A 21,519-nucleotide genomic window follows, 5' to 3' on the forward strand; every position below is an offset into this window, starting at 1 on the left:
GCCGCCTAACCCCGGGTATGGACGTTCCGCTGTACGACTCCCTCGACAGCCAAGTCGTACTCGTCACCGGCGCCACGCGGGGCATCGGGAAGGCAATCGCCGACGGGCTGGTCGACCTCGACGCGACGGTGTACGCCGGCGCTCGTGATACTGACGACATCGAGGCGACAGACCGTCACGCTATCGAACTCGACGTGACTGACGACGACGGGATGGTCGCCGCGGTCGACCGCATCGAGCGCGAGCAGGGCCGGCTTGACGTGCTGGTCAACAACGCCGGCGTGATGGACTCACGGGAACCGCTCGATGGTATGCCGACCGACGTCATCGACCACACCTTCGACACGAACCTCCGAGGAGCGGTGCTCATGACGAAGTACGCCCTTCCGCTGTTGCTGGCCGAGGCGGGCGGTCGCATCGTCACCATGTCTTCCGGCCTCGGCGCCATCACCGAGAGTCAGTCAGGCGGCACGCCGGCCTACCGCATCTCGAAGACGGGCGTCAACGGGTTGACGAAGTACCTCGACGGCGAGTACGCGGCCGACGGCCTCATCGCCAACTCGGTGTGTCCGGGATACGTTCAGACGGACATGACTGAGGGGAGCGCCCCCCGAACGCCCGAAAAGGGTGCTGAGACGCCAGTATGGCTCGCTCGCTTCCAACCCGACGCGCCGAGCGGGCGGTTCTGGCGCGACAAGGCTGAAATCGAGTGGTAGCAGCCGGCATCAATCAGCGTTCTCGCCGTGGACTGCCGCGGGCTCGTCCGTCGCATGGGCTGGCTCAGCCGCCGGCAGTTGCAACTCCACAGTCGTTCCCGGCTCGTCTGTGGCGGGGAACGACATCCGGCCGCCGAGGTTCCGAACGATCCAGTTGACGAGCCAGAGCCCGACGCCGGAGCCGTGTTTGAGCGGCGTTTCGGTTCCCGAGCGGATAACCTCGCGCTCGTGGTCGGTGATACCGGGACCGTTGTCGTGAACGGCCACATGGACACCCGGCGTTCTATCGGCCCGTGTCGCCGTAATCTCGACCGCAACTGGGCCCGCATCGGTGGCCTGATGTTCGACAGCGTTCTCGACCAGTTCCTCCAGCGCGATGAGGACCGACGGACCGCCCCGTATCCAGATATCATTCTCGCAGGTGAGCGTAATCGCCACGTCAGGATGACGGTCCTGCGCATCGCTCACGACCGAGTCCAGCAGCGTCTGAAGCGCTGTCGGGCTGTGCTGTTCGGTCTCTAGAGCCTCGGTGACCCGGCCGATCTTGTTGCTGCGGTCGACGATGTCGTCGACTGTGCTCATAATACGGTTGAGTCGCTCGCGTTCGTCGGCATCGGCCGTATCCCTGAGCAAGTCCGCGTTCCCCTTGACGACGTTCATCTCGTTTCGGATATCGTGACGGAGCAAGCGGTTAAGCACATCTAGCCGCTGTTCGCGCTGTCGGCGGTCTGTGATATCACGAAGGCTGATGAGATGGCCAGAAACAACACCGTACGCGCGGTACAGCGGTATCACGCGCACGTCGTAGTACCGGACGCTGCCGTCGCGTTCGAGGGCCGTCTCGGTCTGCGTTCGCTCACCCGGGCCGGGGACTGTTTCGGCGAGTGTCGGTGACGCCTGCGGTAGCGAACGGCCCAGAAGCGTGTTCTGGTCACCGTCGAACAGCGCCGTGGCGGCCGCATTGACGTCAACGATACGGCGCTCGTCGTCGACAATGATGACGAGGTCGTCCATTTCCGTGAAGATAGCTTCCCGACCCAGTTCCCGGGTCACCGGTGCCACATCAAGTAGTTGCCCGCGGAGGATGGCGACCGAGAGGACGGCCCCCGACGCGACGTACCCAAGGCTTGTCGGATTAAACGTGGTTGGAACCACATCAAGCACAAACAGCGTCTGGATGACCGTCGGGACGGTGATGGCGAGTAGCAGCGCGAGCCCCTGACCCTGAAACACCTGGTTCGACCGGAACAGCATCCGCAACAGGAGGAAACTGCCGGCGAGGATTAACAGCAATATGTAGGACATATGGCCCCAGTACATGAGTTCGAACGCGGGAACGAGCGTCACCGACGATGCTGAGACGAATTGGGTCTGGCGGCCGGACCAGATGAGTTCGTGGGCATGGTTCGACCACACGAGCGTGACAAACACCGCCGGTTCGACGAGCAACAGCGCTGTTCGGCGTTGCGTGAGCCAGTGTGGGTGCCCCGTGTACTCGATAACCGTCACGAGCCACGCGACAGGGATGATTACTGAGAGCGTTAACTGTGCCTGAACGAGCCGCTCCATGGTGGACAGCCCCGGCACAGCGAGTTCGATACCGTACGCAACGGCCCAGAGGCTCGCCGCGACGACGAACACTGCCAGCGGTCCTGCCCCCGGCCGGTCCCGGTGGAGCCACACCAGAAAGGCGACAGCCATGCCGACGACACCCGACAATAAAACGACAGTAAGCGGCGACAGGACCATTCAGTAGCCTAGCAAAGGCGTCCCTGATATAATTATTCTCGGTCACTTCGACTGCGAACGGACCGCAGACCACACCGCAAGCGCACCGAGTGCGAACGCCGGAACGAGCGGGAGCGTGAGATAGGCATCCCGGAGCGTGAGGCCGAAGCTACTGATAACGCTCTGGGCGGCCGGCAAGAGCAAAATTGCGCCAGGGACGAGCAGGAACGCCACGCCGATCATCCCGACAAGAATCCAGCCGCTCGTCCCGAATTCGGGACCGTCGACAGCTTCCGTGCCCGTCTCACTCTCCGCACGCGACGTATCTGTGGCCTGTGGCTCCGTGTCAGGGCGATGGACGTAGCCGGACTCGTCGTCAGCCATCGGTACGCACCCCGTCCCTGCTCGGACGGTGCATCACGATGGGACGGCCTCCAGTAATACCGACGGAACAACGTGGCTGCATATCTCGGAGTCAGGCAAGCGTGTGCAAAACGCTAACGGTCCCGCTACTGCGACAGCCCGGGCGCTTCCTGACACGAGATGTCACGCAGGCTCATCTGATGTCCACTGTCGGAAGTATGTGCGTCCCGCTGCCCCTCCGCGACCGATGCGTCTTCGTACAGTCCCTCGAACGCACACTCATGGCAAACGACGTGATATCTCCCACCCATACATTTTTATTCTTCTTTCTATATTTTAAGACTATCGGTTTCAGATATTATATGTATTGCAGTTCCGTAAACGGTCGTCAGGGTATTTATTCACGGCGGCCGATGAAGTCGTATGGTGGATTTCCAGTCCCGTGACACACGCCGAGGGCCGACTGACGGGGAAGACGATGAAACGGATGAGGACGAGACGCGGGGCGACGAGGAATCCGCAGCAGCCGATACTGACGACGAGGCCAGCAGTTCGGACCCCGCCGAAGCAGCCGATCCAGCGGCGGGAAACGACGACGAAGCGCCAGAAGAAGCTGACGGCACAGCGACGCCTGTAGCAGATGATACCGCAGAGAACAGCGACGAGCCTACCTCGAAGCCCGAAACCGATAGCTCTGTCACGGACCGTATCGACGAGGCGGCGGATCACAGTGTGGGCAGCCAATCAGCGACCGAAACACAGGACGCTGAAACGGCTGCTGAGGCGACACAGAGACCTGACGAGGAAGCCAGCGCCGAGACACAATCAGCTACGCAGCCGAGAGACACACCGCAGGAAGCGGCAGTTCAGACAACGGATGCGACGCCAGCGCAAACAGTGACCCAGACCGACGCGGCGCAGGAGCAGTCAGTGGCCATCGCCGTCGTCACGGTCGGGACGGCGACAGAGGAAGGCGACCCGACGGGCGAGGCAGTGGAGACAGCACTCGAAGCGACCGGCCAGACAGTCACAGCCCGCGAACGCCTTCGAGGGGACTATGACGGCATTCAGGAGGCCGTCGACAGGTTGGTCGGGCGTGACGACGTGGAGGTCGTCGTCACCGCGGGGGGACTCGGCGTCGCCCCGGCGGAGCAGACGCTCGAAGCGGTCCACCCCCTGTTCGAGAAAGCCCTGCCGGGATTCGAGGAAGTGTACCGGGGCCTCCTCTTCGAACAACAGGGGACCGAGGTCATCGCCATCCGTGCGACGGCCGGGATCGCCGATGGGACGCCAGTGTTCTGCCTGCCCGCGGACCCGGCGGCGGCCCGTGTCGCCATTGACGAGATCATCGCGGCGGAAGCCCCGTCACTCGTCGCTGAACTGTCCTGACCCACAGCCGGCGGATTCATGGTATCAGTCTTGTGTCCGTTTAGCCGACTTAACGTGATATTTGCCGGCTCGCTCCGGGCCACCAGTTTTGCCGATGCCAACGGCCCATACTCCCGAATATCGGCTGTTTAAACGGATAAATCGCCGTGAAAGGTCGTTAACTGCGCCGCCCATTGAAGTGGGGACAGTCCACAGAACCGGGTGTCATGTCCGATCGCAACGCGACACGACGCGGCGTACTCAAGGGTATCGGCGCAACAGCTGCAGCTGCACTGGGTGGGGCGGCCCTCTCCGGGACAGTTGCTGCGGCCGGTCCCTGGGAGTCCGTCGAGTCCCCGACCGGGAACACCCTCCACGATGTCGAGTACACCGCGGCCAGTGCGTACGCGGTGGCGGGTGGCGGTATCGTCCTCGAACGAACCAGCACAGGCTGGCAGAAGGTCATCGGCGGCGGCCCGACCGGCAACGGCAACAGCCTCTACGGGGCCGACGTGACCGACGACGGCACGGCCCTCTGGTTCGTCGGTGCCTCGGGCGCTATCGGCGAGTACGACGTGGAGTCGGGCGTGCTTACCAACCACAGCGCTCCGATGGATGTCACCAACAACTTCAACGACGTGTCCGTGACCGGCAGCGCCGGCGAGGCAAACGTCTACGTCGCCGGCGACTCCGGCAAGATGTACTACAGCTTCGAGAACGGCGCGAGTGAGACGTGGGACTACACCACGCCCGGGTCCGGGTCAGCCATCAACGCTGTCGACTTCCACGGGGTCCGCTCGGGCCATATCGTCGACGGCAACAAGAGCGTCTTCGTCACCGATGACGGGTCGACGTGGGACAAGATCGGCCTCGCCGACGCCAACGTCAACTTCTACGGCGTCGACTCCGACGGCCCGGACAACGTGTGGGTCTCCGGCGGTGGCGGTATGGTGTTCCACTGGAACGGCTCTGAATGGACGCCGACCGACACAGGCGATGCCGGCCTGCGAGACATCGAGGTCACCGACGACGACAGCACCGGCTACACAGTCGGTGGCGGTGGCAAGGTGTACGCCCTCGGCGGTGGCGACTGGACCCCGGATGAGACGCCCGCCGGCGAGAATCTGACGGCCGTCGTCCGCGGCGGCACCGACATCGCGGTCGGTTCGGGCGGAACTATCCTGGAGAAGTAGGCACCACCGCAGGTCACTAGCTGGCCGCTCGCATCTGCGTCGAAAAACGGCCCGCTGGCGTTTTGACAGTGTGGCAAGCCTGAGTTGTTGTCCGTGTCTCCGAAGGGATTCACTCCCGCTGGCGTTCGCACTCGGCGGCCCCATCCGCAGGGATTCGCGCGTCCCGATACGTTCCCTGGTGGAACGACTCGGCCAGCCAGAGTTTGTGTCCGTACTCGTTCCCGAGGCGCGCCGTTCCGGTGGAGACGAACTGCCGGGTCGAAGATTGTGAATGGAGGTTGACGTGGCACTCCTCTAGCTCCCAAAAATCGTCCCCCGATGTCGTCCGGTCCCCCTGTTTGCGGAGATAAACGTGCGTTATGTTCGGCAGGCAAATCGTCATTCGGTCGAGCTGGTCGGCCGCGGTTCGCGGGTCCTTCCCCCCGTAGAAGTTCGCGTACTTTCCGAAGGAGTAGGTCACGACGCTTCCCTCCTCCCAGTCGTCGAAATTTTCGACGTTGAGCGCGAACTCGCGGCCGCCGACCGTGCCACAGACGCCGAGGTACACGTGGTCGTCGGTCCCCTCGTGTCTCCCGGACCCAGTCGTCAACGAGACGAAGACGCCAGCTAGCTCACTCATCCGTGACGCCCCCGGACAGTGGATTGTTCATACGCCAATGCCAGCAGTCGTTGTGGACGGTGGGTATCCATGAACGCTCACTCCTGTCCCTCGTGAGACGTGGCAGATAGAACGGACGCGATATTAATACCTCAAAATTGTTTATGATATATACTCATAACTCTCGACAGTAGCCACGACATACCCCTGAGCTATCAGCCACAGCGGGGCGTCGGGTTGACACCGACGTTTTACCGGTGTGATACAAACGAACAGTATGGACGATATTCAGATTCAGGGAACGTCGGTCCCCGCACTCGGCCTCGGGACGTGGCAGCTCACCGGCCAGTCCTGCCGTGAAACCGTCGAAACAGCTCTGGGGATGGGCTATCGCCACATCGACACCGCACAGGCGTATGGCAACGAGCGGCAGGTCGGGCTGGGGATGGATGCCGCCGCGGTCGACCGCGAAGACGTGTTTCTGACGACAAAGCTCGACGGGTCCAATCGCGACGAGCGCAGCGTCCGCCGGTCGACCCGAGAGAGCCTGAACAAACTGGGAACAGACTATCTGGACCTCCTGCTCATCCACTGGCCGAACACCCCGTGGATGGCGTCGCTGTCGGAGACGCTCGGGGCGATGAACGACCTCGTCGAGGAGGGGCTGGTCCACCACATCGGCGTCAGCAACTTCTCGCCGTCGCTGCTGGACAGGGCGCGGGACATCTCCTCGGCCCCTATCTTCACCGATCAGGTACAGTACCACCCCTACTGGGACCAGCGGAAACTGCTGGATTACTGTCGCATCCACGACGTGCTCCTGACCGCGTATAGCCCGTTGGCCCGCGGCGGCGTCCTTGACGACCCCGCGCTCGTCCAGATCGGAAACAAATACGGGAAATCCCCGGCGCAGGTCGCGCTCCGGTGGCTGGTTCAGCAGGACGGCGTGGCAGCGATTCCGAAGGCATCCAGCCGCGAGCACCTGGAAGCGAACCTGGCGGTCTTCGATTTCGAACTCACCGACGCGGAGATGGAACGGATTCGGGACCCGTCGAAGGTCAAGACCGGCGTGCAGTTCGTTCGGTCGCAGTTGCCGTTCTGAGCGGCGTTCCGTTTCGACCCGACAGATATCTCTACATAGGAGATGTTTCGGTGGAGTCGTGGCACGTATGACGTATTTTATACCGGTTATCCCCGCAACCGTGGCGCTTGATGTGGCAAATATTACTAATCACACAACTATCATTAACCATCTGGTCGCAGCTTTCGTGTGGTGTGTTACCACTGAATCCCGGCGCGGGAACACACCGCTGAACTCACAGCGAGGCCACTGTGTCAGTACACGAATCCGAACCGATACGACGAAGCATCGAAGTGGAGTACTGGGTCATCGACGACGCGGGCCGGCTGGTCGAACCGGGGGCGCTCGTCAACGCAACCCCAGGAGCGGAGCGAGAGTTCGTCGAGCCCCTGCTGGAGGTCAAGACAACGCCGTGTGAGACAGCTACAGAACTGCGCGAGGAACTCCTTGACCGACTCGGAGCCGTGCTGCGGCGGGCCGACGACCTCGGGAAACGGCTCGTGCCGCTTTCGACCCCAGTCAACGCTGACGAGATTCAGGAGATTCCGTGCGACCGGACCCGGATTCAAAACTGTGTCGTCGGCGATGATTTCGAGTACGTCCGCCACTGTGCCGGCACGCACATCCACATCGAACAGCAGCCGGGGCGGGAAATCGACCAGTTGAATACGCTGATTGCCATTGACCCCGCGCTAGCGCTCGTCTCGTCCTCGCCGTATTTCCGCGGCCGGCGGCTGGCCGACAGTGCGCGCTCGAAACTGTACCGCTGGATGGCGTACAACTCGGTGCCACACCAGGGCTGGCTGTGGTCGTATCTCAACGACACTGCGGAGTGGGACCGCCGGCTCGAACGGCGCTACGATGAGTTTGTGACCGCGGCTGTCGACGCTGGTGTCGACCGCCGGACTGTCGCAGCGAACTTCGAGCCCGAAAGCGCTATCTGGACGCCAGTCCAGCTTCGGGCCGAGTTCGGCACCGTCGAGTGGCGGTCGCCCGACGCTGCACTCCCGAGTCAGGTCCTGCAACTCGCCGACGCCGTAGCGTCTCTCATGGACCACCTCAGGGGAACCGAGGTGCGTATCGAGGGTGAGACGGGCCGCGTTACCGACGACAAAATCGTGCTCCCGGAGTTCGACGCTGTCCTTGCATACGCGAACGACGCTATCCGGGACGGGGCCACCTGCGATAGCGTTGGGTCGTATCTCGACCGGATGGGATTCGACGTGGACGCGTACGAACCGGTCGCGCCGACGTTCGACAGACCGGAACCGGTCACACCCCGTGATGCCCGCGAGATTCGGCTCGACCACGCCGACCGGCTGCAGGACGATGTGCGACAGGCCGCGCCGGTCGCACTCGATTAGAACCGGAGCCGGCTCACCGAAACGGAGCAGTGACCAAGGGTTTAGGAATCGCCGCACCAACCCCGCGCTATGGTGACGGCGCTCGCCGATGATATCTGGTGGTACGATCTCACGGGCGTCAACGCGACGCTCGTCGACGACGACGGCGCACTCACGCTCGTGGACACGGGGCTGCCCTGGCACGGCAACGAACTCATCGCCGGCCTGAGCAATGCCGGCTACGAGCTCCGGGATCTGGACCGCATTCTGCTTACACACTTCGATCTCGACCACGTCGGTGGACTGACCGCCTTCGACGGCATCGACGTGCCCATCTACGTCGGCAAGCGGGACGCGCCGCTGGTCACCGGTGAGCGGTCGCCGCCGCTGGGAAACCACAAGGGTGCGTTCCAGCGACTCGTCTCACCGTTCGTCGACGCGCCGGACAACGACGTTGTCACCCTGGCCGACGGCGATACCGTCGGGAGTTTCACCGCCTATCACACCCCCGGACACACGCCGGGACACGTCTGCTACGTCAGCGAGTCGCTGTCACTGGGACTGCTGGGTGACCTCGTCCGTGAGGACCGCGGCCGCTTCGAGCCCTCACCGTGGCTGTTGAGTTACGATACCGACGCCGTCACCCGGAGTGTCAGTGAGTTCGCCGAGCGCGCGCCTGACCTTGACATCGCTGTCCCGGGCCACGGCGTTCCATTCAAGAAAAATGGCACAGAGCGACTGGCCCGGCTTGCGGCGACGCTGTGAGCAACAACCGGAGCGCCCGGAACTGCGCTACAGTTCCTCGGCGACCGCGTCGGAGCCGAGCAGGTTCGGGTCGACGACGAGGTCGGTCTGTCGGCTAGCGAAGTCCGGAAGCGACCCCTCGGCGTAGACGACGACCCGCAAGTCGGGGTTAAGGTCCTTCGCAACGGCGATTGAGGTGGCCTGTGACATCTCGGTCAACAAGTACACGTCCGCCTCGTGGATGCCGGCCTCCTCCAGCCCGGGTCGGTTACCAACATCGGCAACCGTCACTGTGTGTCCTTCAGCTTCGAGCGCGTCCGTGAGTCCGTTGGGGTCCGTGCCGACGAGGACGACGTTCATTCGTACTCGATTGTCGCCGGCGGTTTGTGGGTCACGTCGTAGACGACGCGGGCGACGTTCTCGTGTGCCCCGGTGATGCGCGACTGGATGCGCTGGAGCGTGTCCCAGTCAAGTTCCTGTGCCCGGGCGGTCATTCCGTCCCGGCTCTCGACAGAGCGGACGGCGACGACCCAGCCGTGGACGCGGTTGTCGCCCTTGACACCCGTGGCCTTGCCGATGACGGCGGCCAGTGCCTGCCACGGCTCGTACTCCTCCAGTTCCTCCTCGACGACGTGGTTGGCCTCGCGGGCCACTTCCAGTTTCTCCTCGGTGACTTCGCCGATGATGCGGACGGCGAGGCCGGGACCGGGGAACGGCATCCGTTCAGAGATGATCTCTTCGAGGTCAAGCGCGCGGGCGACCTCGCGGACCTCGTCCTTGTAGAGGTCCCGCATCGGCTCGACGATGCCCTCGAAGTCCACTACTTCGGGGAGGCCGCCGACGTTGTGGTGGGACTTGATGGTCCCCTCGCTCTCGATGCGGTCCGGGTAGATGGTCCCCTGGACGAGGTAGTCGGCGTCGACGTCCTTCGCAACGGTCTCGAACTCCCGGATGAACTGCTCGCCGATGATGTGGCGCTTCTCCTCGGGGTCGGTCTCGTCGCCGAGCGCGTCGAGGAACCGGTCCTGTGCGTCGACGATACGCAGCGAGTCCATGTAGCTGAACGTCTCGCGTATCTGGTCGGTCTCGCCTTTTCGCATCAGCCCGGTGTCGACGTAGACGGGGGTGAGCTGGTCGCCGATGGCCTCGTAGGCCAGGGCGGCGGCCGTCGAGGAGTCGACGCCGCCCGACAGTGCGATGACAGCGTTCTTCTCGCCGATCTCGTCTGCGATCTCGGCTTTCGCGTCGGCGATGAACTCGTCGACGTCAACCATCAGTGGCTCACCTCCTCAGTCGTCACAGTGTGGGGGTCGTCGCCGAGCACGGCTTCGAGCAGGCCGACGAAGGGCGGACTGGCACGCGTCGGTCGGGAGCGGAACTCCGGATGGAACTGCGTCCCGATGAAGTACGGGTGGTCCTCGGGCGCGAGTTCGAGTATCTCCATACGGTTCCCGGCGCGGCCGGAGAACTTCAGCCCGGCGGCTTCGAGGTCGTCGATGTACTCGGGGTTGACCTCGTATCGGTGGCGGTGCCGTTCCGTACACGACTCGCCGCCGTACAGCGTCGCGGCGAGCGTGTTCGCGTCGATTTCGGTTTCGTGGGCACCCAGCCGCATCGTCCCGCCCATGTCCTCGATTTCGTACTGCTCGGGGAGGATGTCGATGACGGGGTGTGGCGTGTCCTCGGCCAGTTCCGCGGAATGGGCGTCGTCGAGGTCCAGCACGTTCCGCGCGTACTCGACGACGGCCATCTGGAAGCCGAGACACAGCCCGAGGAACGGAACGTCGTTCTCGCGGGCGTAGCGGATGGCCTCGATTTTGCCCTCGGTCCCGCGCGCCCCGAACCCGCCGGGGACGACGATGGCATCGGCCTCACGCATCCGGTCGGCGTGGTGGTCACTCATCTTCTCGGAGTTGACCCACCGGACGTTCACGTCGACGTTTTTCTCCAGCCCGGCGTGTTTCAGCGCCTCGTGGACGGACATGTAGGCGTCTTCGAGGTCGTACTTGCCGACGAGCGCGACTTCGATCTCACCTTCGGTCTGTTGCGTGACGAGGTCGCGCCAGCGGTTCTCCCGCTCGTCCTCGGGCAGCGCCTCCGACGCGATGTTGAGTTCTTCCATCACGTACTGGTCGAGACCTTCCTCCTCGACCATCAGCGGGACGTGGTAGATATCGTCGACATCGGGGTTCGAGAAGACGGCTTCCGTCGGCACGTCACAGAACAACCCGATCTTCTCCTTGGTGTCGATATCGAGTTTGTCCGAGCAGCGGCCGACCAGAATGTCGGGCTGAAGACCGATAGAGCGCAGTTCCTTCACGGAGTGTTGGGTCGGCTTGGTCTTTTGCTCGCCGTTTTTCGAGTATGGGACGAGCGTGACGTGGGTAAAGAGAATATCGTCCTCGTCCTCTTCGTGGGCGAACTGCCGGAGCGCTTCGAGATACGGCATCCCTTCGATGTCCCCGACCGTGCCGCCGACTTCGATGATACAGACGTCGTTGCCTTCGGCGGCCTCGCGGATACGGCGCTTGATGTCGTCGGTGATATGCGGGATAATCTGGACCGTGCGACCGAGGTAGTCGCCGGACCGCTCCTTCTCGATGACGTGCTGGTAAGTCTTCCCCGTGGTGACGTTGTGGTCGAAGGTCATGTCGATGTCGAGGAACCGCTCGTAGTTCCCCAGGTCGAGGTCGACCTCCCCGCCGTCTTTGAGCACGTACACCTCGCCGTGCTGGAAGGGATTCATCGTACCGGCGTCGACGTTCAGATACGGGTCAATCTTGACCGCTGTAACGTCGAACCCGGCGTTTTTGAGTAATCTACCTGTGCTGGCGGCAGTGATGCCTTTCCCCAGGCCAGACATCACGCCACCGGTGACGAAGATGAACTTCCGACCCAGTTCCGGGTCGTAGTCCGTTTCGGGTTCGGTCGGCATACCGACGGTGAACCCCGCGTAGTCTAAACGGTTTCGGAGCGCGCACTGTTCGCCACCCCGTCGCAGTGTCAACGCGGCTACAGTGAGGGCTGCGTGAGGACGCGCCACGCAGCTACGAGCGCGGCAAGTGACAGCGCCGAAAACACCGCATCACTGGGACTGGAGCCGATGGCGATAAACAACAGGTACCCGGCGATGAACCCCCCCAGAAGCGAGACGACGCCGTGCCGCGTCGAGTGAGACACCGCCGCTCCGGTTCGCGTTGACATACAACATTATTTATTGGTATATAGTATAAATGTATCTTCGGTATTGGTGGGGAGGTTCGGCGACGGTCAGGACTTGAGGACGCCGGACCGGATGGCGAAGTACGTCCCGATGGCACCAACCGAGGCAAGCACGAGTGCCCGGAGCGGCCCGCCCGCGACGAGTGCCGTCTGCATCAGTACTAACAGCGTCACCAGCGTGGCGAGAAACGACACGGCAGCAAACGAGAGCGGGCGGTCCATAGTATGAGGTCGAGCCGACAGCGCCTCTGTCTTTCGATACTGTCCAGCAGGTGTGGGGCTGAGCTATACTTTCACTTGGTACTGAACCGGCGACAGGAATCGACTACGGACTCTGAATACCGGGTTCCCAGCAGCTACAGGTGGTCGCGGAGAAACGGCCCAACCGTCTCGCCGATACGGCCGCTCTGCCCGACGAAATGGTGGTCGGCTGGCAGGCGCTCAACCGTCTGGCCCAGCTCGGTAGCCCGGTCAACGACCGGTTCCCAGTCGACTGTCGCATCGCGCTCCCCGACCACGACCTGTACCGGGCAGTCGATGGCGTCAAGCGCAGTGGCCGCATCGAGATGCGCGGTCACGCCGGCCGGTGGGGCGAGCACTGACAGGGCCGCTGGGTCGGCCGCAGTGTCGTGTGCAGCGGCCGTACAGAGCGCCACAGCCGCGCCAAAACTGTAGCCAAACAGGCCAACTGCGTCGTAGCGCTCGTCGGCCCACGCCAGCGCGTTCTCGGCGTCGGCCCGCTCGCCACGGCCCTCGTCCCACGCGCCGTAGTCGAACCGGAGACAGCTGATGTCGGGGGCCAGCGCGTCGCTGACCGCCTTGAGCCGGCTGTCAGACCGGGAGCCGCCGTACTGCGGGTGGGGCGGGCACGCAACGATGACGGTGTCCGATGCTGGCCGGTCAAGCGACGCGGTGACGTCTCGCCCACCCGGTATCCCGACGGTAGTCATACGTGTTCACTCGCCAGCCCTCTGTAAGAAATTTAAGGTTGGAGAGACCAATGCGCATACATGGGAATCCTCTCGCGCGCGTCGTACGTCATCCGCTCCAAGCTCAACGCCGTCCTGAACCGAGCGGAGGACCCGACAGAGACCCTCGACTACAGCTACGAGCAGTTGCGTGACGAACTGCAGGACGTCAAGCAGGGCATTGCGGACCTGACGACCCAGAAGAAGCGACTGGAGATACAGAAGCGCCGTCTCGAAGAAAACGTCGAGAAGCACAACGAACAGGCGCGCCAGGCCGTCGAGCAGGACCGCGAAGACCTCGCCCGCCAGGCGCTGGAAAAGAAAAAGCAGAAAATGAGTCAGATCGAGGACCTGGAAGGCCAGATACAGGACTTACAGAGCCAGCAGGACCAGCTGGTCGAGCAGAAAGACGAACTCCAGAAACAGATCGAGCAGTTCCGGACGAAGAAGGAGACGATGAAGGCTCGCCACGAGGCCGCCAAGGCGTCGGCGCGCGTCAACGAAGCGATGACCGGCGCGGGCGACGAGATGCAGGATATCAATCAGGCTATCGAGCGCGCGGAGGAACGGACCGAGGACATGGAAGCCCGTTCGCAGGCGATGGACGAACTCCGCGAGGACGGCGTCCTCGAAAGTCAGATATCGGACGAGAGTTCACTGGAGCGGGAGCTTGAGGAAGTCCGACAGAAAGGGTCAGTCGACGCCGAACTCGACACGCTAAAAGCCGAGATGGGGAAAGCCGAGGACGGCGACAGCGGGTCGAGCGACGCGGATGTCTCCGAAACCGAACTGGAACAGGAACTCGCCGACGAGAGTACGCAGGTCGACGTCGACGAGAGCGAGGTTGAGTCGGAACTGGACGAGCTGAAAGAAGACGAGCAGTAACGCCGGCAACGCGGGACTTTTACAGCGGCCAGACGACCGACACCGAGAGCGATGTCACGGCACACAGAAGCAGCTGTAGCGGTCCGCCGACGCGCGCGAAGTCAGTGAAGCGGTAGCCGCCGGGACCGTACACCATCAGGTTTGTCTGGTAGCCGATGGGTGTCAGGAAGGCCGTCGCGACCGCGAACGTCACGACGACGAGGAACGGGAACCCAGAAGCGCCGATCTCCGTGGCAGTGGCGACGGCAATCGGGATCATCAACACGACGGTCGCGGCCGGGGTGATGGCGCTGGCGAGGACAGCAGTCAGGAGATACACCAGCGCTAGCAGCGCGAGCGGCGGGAGGACGCCGGCGGCGTCGACAAGGAGCGCGCCGACGAACGCGGCTCCGCCGGTGGCCTGCATCGCCTGGCCCAAGGGGAGCAGGCCGGCGAGCAGGAACACGACGTTCCAGCTCACCGCGTCGTAGGCCTTCGAGGCGCTCAGTGTGCCGGTGGCGACCGTGGCGACGACGCCACCCAGCGCGGCAATATAGATGGGCAGCAGGTCCAGCGCTGCGAGCGCGATGACGGCGAGCAGGGTCGCAAGCGGGACCGCCGCAGCGGCGTCAAGCGAGGGTGGGCCGCCCTCAAGCGCATCGAACAGCTCCGGTGGGCCCTCGGTCAGGGTCAGGTAGCCTTCGTCCTGGAGGTGTCCCATCTCGTCAAGGGGCGTCTGGAGTAAGAGTAAGTCGCCAGCGGACAGTTCGACCGCCGTGAGATCCTCGTGAATGACCTCGTCGCCGCGGCGGACGGCGAGGACCGTCACGTCGAATCGACTGCGGAGTTGCACGTCGGCGAGCGTTCGCCCGCGGAGCCGCGACTCCCTGTCGATGACGGCCTCCGCGAGGACGCCCGGGTGCCCGCTTTCCGCCAGCAAGTCCGCCGTAACAGACTCACGGGCGAGGTCCCGAAGGTCAAGCGTCTGAGCGAGTTGGTTGACAGCTTGGCGGTTGCCACGGACCGTCAGCACGTCGCCAGGTTCGAGCGGGCGGTCGGTGGCTGTCGCAAAGAACGACTCGCCGTCGCGGTCGATCTGGAGCACGTCGACGTCAAGCGGGCCACTCACCGCGAGGACCTGTTCGACGGTGGCCTCGGTCGGCAGTGACTCCCCCGCGTCGACCACGTCAACGACCGCCTCGACTGCGTCGTCGGAGACGCTGCCTTCGAGCGCTTCTCGAACCGTCAGCCCGACCAGCGGGGACGCCTCGCGAACCCGTAACTGCGCCAGATGGCGGTCCATCTCGAACTCCTCAGTGAAGTCGGCCGCGGGATGGACCCGTTCGGGGACGAGCGCCCGACCCACCGTCAGCAGGTAGCCCACGCCGACAGCGAGGACGACGACACCGACAGGCGTCAGCGTGAACATCGAGAACGGCCGGCCGAGCAACTGCGCCGAGAGGTCGCTCGCGAGCAGGTTTGTCGCGGTGCCGACCAGCGTGAGCGTCCCACCGAGCATCGCGGCGAAAGAGAGCGGCAACAGCAGGTTCGACGGCGAGATACCGTACCGTTCCGAGAGGCCGGTGACCAGCGGGATGAAGACGGCGACAACCGGCGTATTGTTGACGAAGCCCGCGCTGACGCCCGTCGTGCCGACGATGGCGGTCAGCAGACGCCGTTCGTCGCCGCCCGTCAGCGCCGCGAGCCGTCCGGCCAGCCAGTCGACAACGCCGGCCGATTCGACACCGGCGCTGAGGATGTACATCGCGACGATGGTAACCACCGCCGGGCTGGCGAACCCTTCGATGGCTGTCCGCGCCGGGACGCCGGTGTACGGTTCCAGCACGACCAGCGCAACGAGGACAGCGATGGCCGTCATATCAGGCGAGAGCCACTCGGTGACGAACAGCGTCAGGGCGGCAACGACGAGCGCGAAGACCACGAGCGCGCCCATCGAGAGCGAGGGCATACCAGTTCCCTCGACGGACGGCGATAAAAACATCCGGGGCGCTGTCAGGGAATTTCGCAAGCGGACGCGGCTCACTCACCACTGCCCGTCGGTCGCGCCGTCTCGTCACACTGGGTCCGGCTCGTAGCCCGGCCCGACTCGCAGCGTCAGTGTGGTCTCACGCACCGACAGCGACAGCGTCTCGTGCGTGCTGAGTTCGCCGTCGCGACTGAACGTGAGTTCCTTGCCGTGCCCGGCGACGGTAATCTCGTCCGCTCGAACGTGGGTCACGCCGTCGGTATCAAGCGCCAGTAGTCGCTGGCCGATGGCCTCCGCGACGAGGTTCCCTGTTGGCATCTGTTCAACGATAGCCACGTCGAGCAGGCCGTCTTCCATGTTTGCTTGCCCACCTTCGGCGACGAACTTGCGGGCGTTGCCCACCAGCAGGCAGGTGGCCTCGCCGGACCAGGTGAACGGTCCATCCTCCTCGACAGCCGCGATGGTGATATCGAGCCCGTCGAAACGAAGCGCCTCCTGTGCGCCGGTGAGCAGAAACGCCAGCGTGCCGAACCGCTCTTTGAGGTCGCCCGGAGTCGAAACGCTGGCGTCGGCGGGGAGGCCGGCGATACAGGAGACGAGAAACGGCTCCTCGTCGGCGATGCCCACGTCGACCGGTCGCGTCGCTCCAATATCGGCGATTTCGACACCGTGTTGGATGTCTGTGACGCCGATGTTCCCGGCCAGAAGGTTCGCCGTCCCGGCCGGGATGACGCTCAGCGTCACCGAGTCGAGGTGGCCGGCGTCGTTGAGTCCGCGGACAACCTCGTTCACCGTCCCGTCGCCGCCACAGACGGCGACCTCAGAGGCCTCAGCCCGCCCGGCTTCGCGGCCGAGTTCGACCGCGTCGCCCGCCGCCTGAGTTTCGTACACCCCGAACCCGCGTGCCTCCATCAGCCGCGGAACGTAGTCGGCGTGCTCGCCGTCGCCGCTGACGGGGTTGAGGATACACCGACGCGAACCAATCTGCATAATCATAGCGAGTCCGGACCGGCACTTATACCGTGGTGATGTGACGGCGTCACTCCCAGTCGACGTCGACACTCCGGTTCGTCTCGCGGAGAATGAACGGGCCGATTGCGAGCGTTCGTTTGGTTATCGTGACAATACGGAGGATGTACGATATCAGGACTGTGAACGGAAGCAGGGATGCTGTCGTCGTCACGGCGAGGAGCCACAACGCGTCGGGGACGCCGGCTGTGACGCCGACGAAATCCTGCACATCGAGGAACAACAACGAGGTGATTGCGACGGTAAGCGCCGGGATGGCGACGTAGAGCAGTGTCCGGGAGAGGTCGGACAGTTCCCACTGGAAATACAGCGTCTTGAAGTGTTCCCGGGCCGGGCCGAACAGTTCGAGCGTCTCGACGAGTTCCGCAAGCGAGTCGTCGATCTCGTCAGTGAGTTCGTCGGCGTACGCTTCACGGATACGTCGACCGGCATACAGCTTCCAGGAGTAGTTGTAGTTCAGCGCGGCCTTGACGACATCGAACTCGCCGAAGGTCCCGCCCTCAAGCTGGTCGGTAACGCTGTCGGCGTTTGTTCGCACATCCTCCAGATAGTTCGACAGCAACGCCGTCAGGTCGTCATCGAGTGCCGTCTCGTCGACAGCGTTCTGGGTGTTCTCGGCCCGTTCGGTGGTCCCGCGAACCAGCGACCGGAGGAACGCCGAGGGCTCTGCCGGACTGACTGGCGTGTCGACGGCGTCAGCAACGTCGGCGCGGAACTGCATCGACCCGTTCATCCGTTCACGCTGATCACCCACCGCACCGAGTTCCTGTGAGAGGACGAGCTGGTTCAGTGTCAGGACCAGTGTTACTGCGGTTATGGTCCCCGTAATCAGCGCCTGAAACAGCGTTTCGACCGGGTCACCGCGAGTCAGCAACGTCATGGCCGGTTTCGGATGCAAGAGCCCGACGACGAGAATCGCACAGAGCAGGACACCGGAGAGGAGGGCGGTAACGAGCCAGCGGTCCGCATCAAGGAGGAACCAGAGGAGTCGCGTGTCCCCCGCGGCGCGCCCCCGCATGGTGTCACTCGACTCACCGCTGTCAGTGGTCATACAGGTCGGCTCGCCCGCCGGGGTTAAAAGAACGCGCCCGAGCTATTCCGGGAGTCAGTACATCGGCAGCAAGGATCAGCCGAGCGAACAGCGGCTATCGGCCGGCGAGGAACGTCACAGCGGTTCGTTGCTGCTCGACCTCAGTTTCGAGGTGGTCGCGGAACTCGGCGATGTCGATGTCTTTCTCTTCGCGTTCCTTGCGGTCACGAACCGAGATGGTCCCCGCTTCCTCCTCGTTGTCGCCGATGACACACATGTAGGGAACGCGGTCGTCGTGGGCCTGCTGAATCTTCTTGCCGACAGTCCAGGAACGGTCCTCGATAGTGACCCGGAAGTCATCGAGTTCATCCTGAATCTCCTCGCAGTAGGCGATGTTGTCGTCGCTGACTGGCAGCAGACGGATCTGTTCGGGGGCGAGCCACGGCGGGAACTTCCCGTTGTAGTGCTCGGTCAGCACCATGAAGAACCGCTCGTAGGAGCCATACAGCGCGCGGTGGATCATCACCGGGCGGTGCTCCTCGTTGTCCTCACCGGTGTAGGAGAGGTCGAACCGCTCGGGCATATTGAAGTCCAGCTGAACGGTCGGGCCGTCCCAGTGGCGACCGAGCGCGTCCTCGAAGGCAAAGTCGATCTTCGGGCCGTAGAAGGCACCGTCGCCCTCCTCAACGACGTAGTCGATGTCCTGCTCCTCAAGGACAGATTCAAGCTGGGATTCGGCTTTCTCCCAGATCTCGTCGCCGCCGACGGACTTCTCGGGCCGGGTGGCGAACTGGACGGTGTAGTCGAGATTGAAGGTGTCAAGCGTATCGAGGATGATGTCGACCGTCGCCAGCACTTCCTCCTCAATCTGGTCCGGGCGGACGAACAGGTGGCCGTCGTCGATGGTGAAGGCCCAGGTCCGGGAGAGCCCGGAGAGTTCGCCGCGCTGCTCTTTGCGGTACACCTTCCCGTCCTCGAAGTACCGCACCGGTAGGTCCCGGTAGCTCCAGGAATTCTGCTCGAAGATGGTGGCGTGGCCGGGACAGTTCATCGGCTTCAGGCCGTACTCCTCGTCGTTGACATCGAGCAGGAACATGTCGTCAACGTAGTTCTCGTAGTGGCCCGACTTCTTCCAGAGTTCGGTGCGGAAGACGTGGGGCGTCTCGACCTCGTCGTAGCCGGCGTCACGGTTGAGGCCGGCAACATAGTCCGAGAGTTCGTTGAGGATCTTCTTGCCGTTGGGTTCGTACAGCGGCAGGCCCGGCCCGGTCGTCTCGTCGATGGAGAACAGGTCCATCTCTTGGCCGATCTTGCGGTGGTCGCGCTCCTCGGCCTTGCGGCGCTGTTCGAGGAACTCATCGAGCGCGTCCTCCGTCGGGAAGGCGGTTCCGTACACACGAGTCAGCGTCTCGTTCTCTTCCTCGCCGCGCCAGAAGGCCGCCGAGATTTCAAGCAGCGCGAAGCCGCCGATTTCGCCGGTCGATTCGACGTGGGGGCCCTGACAGAGGTCCTCGAACTCGCCCTGGGTGTAGAAAGAGACCTCCTCGTCGTCCGCGGCCTCAGTTTCGAGGATGTCCTGTTTGAACTGATTGTCCTCGTAGCGCTCGAAGGCGTCGTCGCGGTCGACAAGTTCGCGTTCGATGTCGAGGTCCTCCTCGATGATCTCCTCGGCTTCGGCCTCGATGGCTTCGAGGTCGTCCTCGTCGATGTCGACGCCGGTGATGTCGTAGTAGAACCCGTTGTCGGTCCACGGCCCGATTGTGAGCTTCGCGTCGGAGTAAAGGCGCTGCAGGGCCTGTGCGAAGACGTGGGCAGCGGAGTGACGAAGCACATCGAGATACTCGTCACTGCTCTCGGTGACGATTTCGAGTTCGACGTCCGCTGTCAACGGCGCGTGTTTGTCGACAAGTTCGCCGTCGACAACGCCGGCGACCGTGTCGTCACCCAGCCCTGGCCCGATTTCGTAGGCGACATCCTCGACCGTGCTGCCGCGTTCGACCTCTAGTGGGGTCCCGTCGGGCAGCGTGACCGTGACCGTACTCATATCCGAGGATACGACGGCGGCCGGGGATAAGTGTATTGAGACGCGGGCGACGCTGGTGTTACTCTGGCAACGGCGGGTCCGAATCCTCATCGACAGTGTCGGCCGCCGGCAGGTCAGACTGGGCCGGTGGGCGTGCTGCGCTTGCCCGCTCCAGCGATGAGAGCGCCAGTTCTTCCTCGCCTTCAAGCATGGTAAGCCGGTCCATGACAGTGACGGTCTCCCCGTCGGCCGTATGCGGCGTCACGCACCTGAGTTCCGACCCGGTGTACTCGGCTAATAGTTGGACCGGGAACACGATCGCCCGGTACTGCTCCCCCGACATCTCAGAGTCAACCGACCGGACCTGAAACGCAGGTTCGAGTGAACATTTGTTGCGTTTTGCCCATTCCTGAAAGACGCTCACCCGGTTGAGTGCGAAGAGTCCCAGTTCGGTCCGTGCCTCCGCTGGTGTGGACGGTATCTGCCGACCAATGACCTGAACGCTAAAGTCCGACAAAACATCAGTGTCCGACAACCTCTTAATTCGGTCGATAACCGCAGCCTGTTGCTGCGTGTGCCCGTCGGGCAGCAGTGAACGAACGTACAGTTCTGCCCGTGTATCATCTGGCTGCGTGCTCCCCTGCATCGTATAGAAGTTAATGCGCAGGGACTGGCAAAAGTATTCCTGTTGACAAATAATGGTTAGAACAGTTATACACTGAACGACGGAAACTGAATCGACGGTTACACCGTCGGTTGGACAGCCACGGGCCGTGTCAGCGTGATAGGGAGTACTATGTGGGCACGGTTCGCATGAGAAGCTGGATATGTACGATTCGGTGCTCGTGGCCACAGACGGCAGTTCGGGAACGACAGAGACGCTCGCACACGCCACCTCGATCGCGCGTGACAACGACGCGACTCTCCATGGACTGTACGTCGTGGACAGGCGGCTCTACGTCGCGGCCGACAAGGCCAATCAAGACGAGGTGCGTCAGTCGCTGGAGGAAGAGGGAGATGTCGCGCTTGACGACATCGTGGTCGGCGGCGAGGAAGCCGGCGTCGAAGTCGTCACGACCATGGCAGAAGGGATTCCCCACAAGACAATCACCGACTACGCCGAGGAGGAAGACATTGATGTCATCGTGATGGGGACCCACGGCCGAACCGGACGAGACCGGGTCGCCAATCTCGGGAGTGTCACCGAACGGGTCGTCCAGAGCGCGCCCGTCCCCGTTCTCGTCGTCCACATCGAATAGCCC

Annotated in this window: 23 protein-coding genes; 8 read left to right on the forward strand and 15 right to left on the reverse strand. The window is 63.3% G+C overall.

The window, feature by feature from the left end; all coding sequences use genetic code 11:
* The first annotated feature begins 17 nt into the window (after positions 1 to 17).
* Positions 18 to 716: an SDR family NAD(P)-dependent oxidoreductase gene (locus tag G9C82_RS05700; protein ID WP_007189014.1), complete on the forward strand. Its 699-nt coding sequence runs from the start codon at positions 18 to 20 to the stop codon at positions 714 to 716.
* 9 nt (positions 717 to 725) lie between these two features.
* Here G9C82_RS05700 and G9C82_RS05705 read toward each other — a convergent pair whose 3' ends face one another.
* From G9C82_RS05705 to G9C82_RS05715, 3 genes are all read right to left on the reverse strand, one after another.
* Complete coding sequence (locus G9C82_RS05705; protein ID WP_127013579.1) at positions 726 to 2,465, reverse strand: histidine kinase N-terminal 7TM domain-containing protein; 1,740 nt, start codon at positions 2,463 to 2,465, stop codon at positions 726 to 728.
* 42 nt (positions 2,466 to 2,507) lie between these two features.
* Positions 2,508 to 2,828, reverse strand: coding sequence for a hypothetical protein (locus G9C82_RS05710; RefSeq protein ID WP_007189016.1), 321 nt, complete (start codon positions 2,826 to 2,828; stop codon positions 2,508 to 2,510).
* A 125-nt stretch (positions 2,829 to 2,953) separates the two neighbouring features.
* Positions 2,954 to 3,118: a hypothetical protein gene (locus G9C82_RS05715; protein ID WP_164734741.1), complete on the reverse strand. Its 165-nt coding sequence runs from the start codon at positions 3,116 to 3,118 to the stop codon at positions 2,954 to 2,956.
* 112 nt (positions 3,119 to 3,230) lie between these two features.
* On the opposite strand from G9C82_RS05715, the gene G9C82_RS05720 reads away from it, so the two are divergent.
* Complete coding sequence (locus tag G9C82_RS05720; RefSeq protein WP_127013580.1) at positions 3,231 to 4,196, forward strand: molybdopterin-binding protein; 966 nt, start codon at positions 3,231 to 3,233, stop codon at positions 4,194 to 4,196.
* Positions 4,197 to 4,402: 206 nt separating this feature from the next.
* On the forward strand, positions 4,403 to 5,368 hold the full coding sequence (locus G9C82_RS05725; RefSeq protein ID WP_127013581.1) for a hypothetical protein: 966 nt from the start codon (positions 4,403 to 4,405) through the stop codon (positions 5,366 to 5,368).
* Positions 5,369 to 5,477: 109 nt separating this feature from the next.
* On the opposite strand, the gene G9C82_RS05730 is transcribed toward G9C82_RS05725, so the two are convergent.
* Positions 5,478 to 5,987 carry a hypothetical protein gene (locus G9C82_RS05730; protein WP_004963669.1) on the reverse strand — a complete coding sequence of 170 codons (510 nt, stop codon included), beginning with the start codon at positions 5,985 to 5,987 and terminating at the stop codon, positions 5,478 to 5,480.
* A gap of 256 nt (positions 5,988 to 6,243) precedes the next feature.
* Here G9C82_RS05730 and G9C82_RS05735 point away from each other — a divergent pair, with 256 nt between their 5' ends.
* The 3 genes from G9C82_RS05735 (at position 6,244) to G9C82_RS05745 (ending at position 9,155) form a co-directional block, all read left to right on the forward strand.
* Positions 6,244 to 7,068, forward strand: a complete 825-nt coding sequence (locus tag G9C82_RS05735) for an aldo/keto reductase (protein ID WP_127013582.1) — start codon at positions 6,244 to 6,246, stop codon at positions 7,066 to 7,068.
* Positions 7,069 to 7,298: 230 nt separating this feature from the next.
* Positions 7,299 to 8,411, forward strand: coding sequence for a glutamate-cysteine ligase family protein (locus G9C82_RS05740; RefSeq protein ID WP_049944637.1), 1,113 nt, complete (start codon positions 7,299 to 7,301; stop codon positions 8,409 to 8,411).
* Positions 8,412 to 8,480: 69 nt separating this feature from the next.
* The gene (locus tag G9C82_RS05745) at positions 8,481 to 9,155 is read left to right on the forward strand and encodes an MBL fold metallo-hydrolase (protein WP_127013583.1); all 675 of its coding nucleotides are present in this window, start codon (positions 8,481 to 8,483) and stop codon (positions 9,153 to 9,155) included.
* A gap of 27 nt (positions 9,156 to 9,182) precedes the next feature.
* Here the strand turns inward: G9C82_RS05745 and G9C82_RS05750 are convergent, their stop codons facing one another.
* The 6 genes from G9C82_RS05750 to G9C82_RS05775 form a co-directional block, all read right to left on the reverse strand.
* Positions 9,183 to 9,494: an NAD-binding protein gene (locus G9C82_RS05750; protein ID WP_127013584.1), complete on the reverse strand. Its 312-nt coding sequence runs from the start codon at positions 9,492 to 9,494 to the stop codon at positions 9,183 to 9,185.
* On the reverse strand, positions 9,491 to 10,408 hold the full coding sequence (gene guaA / locus G9C82_RS05755) for a glutamine-hydrolyzing GMP synthase (protein WP_127013585.1): 918 nt from the start codon (positions 10,406 to 10,408) through the stop codon (positions 9,491 to 9,493). The genes G9C82_RS05750 and guaA overlap by 4 nt, the downstream gene beginning before the upstream one ends.
* Positions 10,408 to 12,069, reverse strand: a complete 1,662-nt coding sequence (locus G9C82_RS05760; protein WP_127013586.1) for a CTP synthase — start codon at positions 12,067 to 12,069, stop codon at positions 10,408 to 10,410. The genes guaA and G9C82_RS05760 overlap by 1 nt, the downstream gene beginning before the upstream one ends.
* 77 nt (positions 12,070 to 12,146) lie before the next feature.
* A complete protein-coding gene (locus G9C82_RS05765; protein WP_004963691.1) occupies positions 12,147 to 12,338 on the reverse strand; it encodes a hypothetical protein in 192 nt (63 codons plus the stop codon).
* Between the two features lie 66 nt (positions 12,339 to 12,404).
* Positions 12,405 to 12,578, reverse strand: coding sequence for a hypothetical protein (locus G9C82_RS05770; RefSeq protein ID WP_004963694.1), 174 nt, complete (start codon positions 12,576 to 12,578; stop codon positions 12,405 to 12,407).
* Between the two features lie 134 nt (positions 12,579 to 12,712).
* Complete coding sequence (locus tag G9C82_RS05775) at positions 12,713 to 13,306, reverse strand: alpha/beta hydrolase (protein ID WP_127013587.1); 594 nt, start codon at positions 13,304 to 13,306, stop codon at positions 12,713 to 12,715.
* A 60-nt stretch (positions 13,307 to 13,366) separates the two neighbouring features.
* Between G9C82_RS05775 and G9C82_RS05780 the strand changes: the two genes are divergently transcribed.
* The gene (locus tag G9C82_RS05780; RefSeq protein ID WP_127013588.1) at positions 13,367 to 14,209 is read left to right on the forward strand and encodes a PspA/IM30 family protein; all 843 of its coding nucleotides are present in this window, start codon (positions 13,367 to 13,369) and stop codon (positions 14,207 to 14,209) included.
* Between the two features lie 19 nt (positions 14,210 to 14,228).
* Here G9C82_RS05780 and G9C82_RS05785 read toward each other — a convergent pair whose 3' ends face one another.
* The 5 genes from G9C82_RS05785 to G9C82_RS05805 all read right to left on the reverse strand — a co-directional run bounded on the left by G9C82_RS05785 (position 14,229) and on the right by G9C82_RS05805 (position 20,903).
* Positions 14,229 to 16,157, reverse strand: a complete 1,929-nt coding sequence (locus G9C82_RS05785; RefSeq protein ID WP_127013589.1) for an SLC13 family permease — start codon at positions 16,155 to 16,157, stop codon at positions 14,229 to 14,231.
* Between the two features lie 105 nt (positions 16,158 to 16,262).
* Complete coding sequence (locus G9C82_RS05790; protein WP_174789842.1) at positions 16,263 to 17,165, reverse strand: diacylglycerol kinase family protein; 903 nt, start codon at positions 17,163 to 17,165, stop codon at positions 16,263 to 16,265.
* Between the two features lie 49 nt (positions 17,166 to 17,214).
* Positions 17,215 to 18,255, reverse strand: coding sequence for a hypothetical protein (locus tag G9C82_RS05795; protein ID WP_127013591.1), 1,041 nt, complete (start codon positions 18,253 to 18,255; stop codon positions 17,215 to 17,217).
* A 94-nt stretch (positions 18,256 to 18,349) separates the two neighbouring features.
* Positions 18,350 to 20,278, reverse strand: coding sequence for a threonine--tRNA ligase (thrS, locus tag G9C82_RS05800; RefSeq protein WP_007189028.1), 1,929 nt, complete (start codon positions 20,276 to 20,278; stop codon positions 18,350 to 18,352).
* 58 nt (positions 20,279 to 20,336) lie between these two features.
* On the reverse strand, positions 20,337 to 20,903 hold the full coding sequence (locus G9C82_RS05805; RefSeq protein ID WP_004963715.1) for an HTH domain-containing protein: 567 nt from the start codon (positions 20,901 to 20,903) through the stop codon (positions 20,337 to 20,339).
* A 181-nt stretch (positions 20,904 to 21,084) separates the two neighbouring features.
* Here G9C82_RS05805 and G9C82_RS05810 point away from each other — a divergent pair, with 181 nt between their 5' ends.
* On the forward strand, positions 21,085 to 21,516 hold the full coding sequence (locus tag G9C82_RS05810; RefSeq protein WP_004963716.1) for a universal stress protein: 432 nt from the start codon (positions 21,085 to 21,087) through the stop codon (positions 21,514 to 21,516).
* Positions 21,517 to 21,519: the final 3 nt, after the last annotated feature.

The organism is Haloarcula sp. R1-2, from assembly GCF_011627385.1.
In the GTDB taxonomy this organism is placed as follows: domain Archaea; phylum Halobacteriota; class Halobacteria; order Halobacteriales; family Haloarculaceae; genus Haloarcula; species Haloarcula marismortui.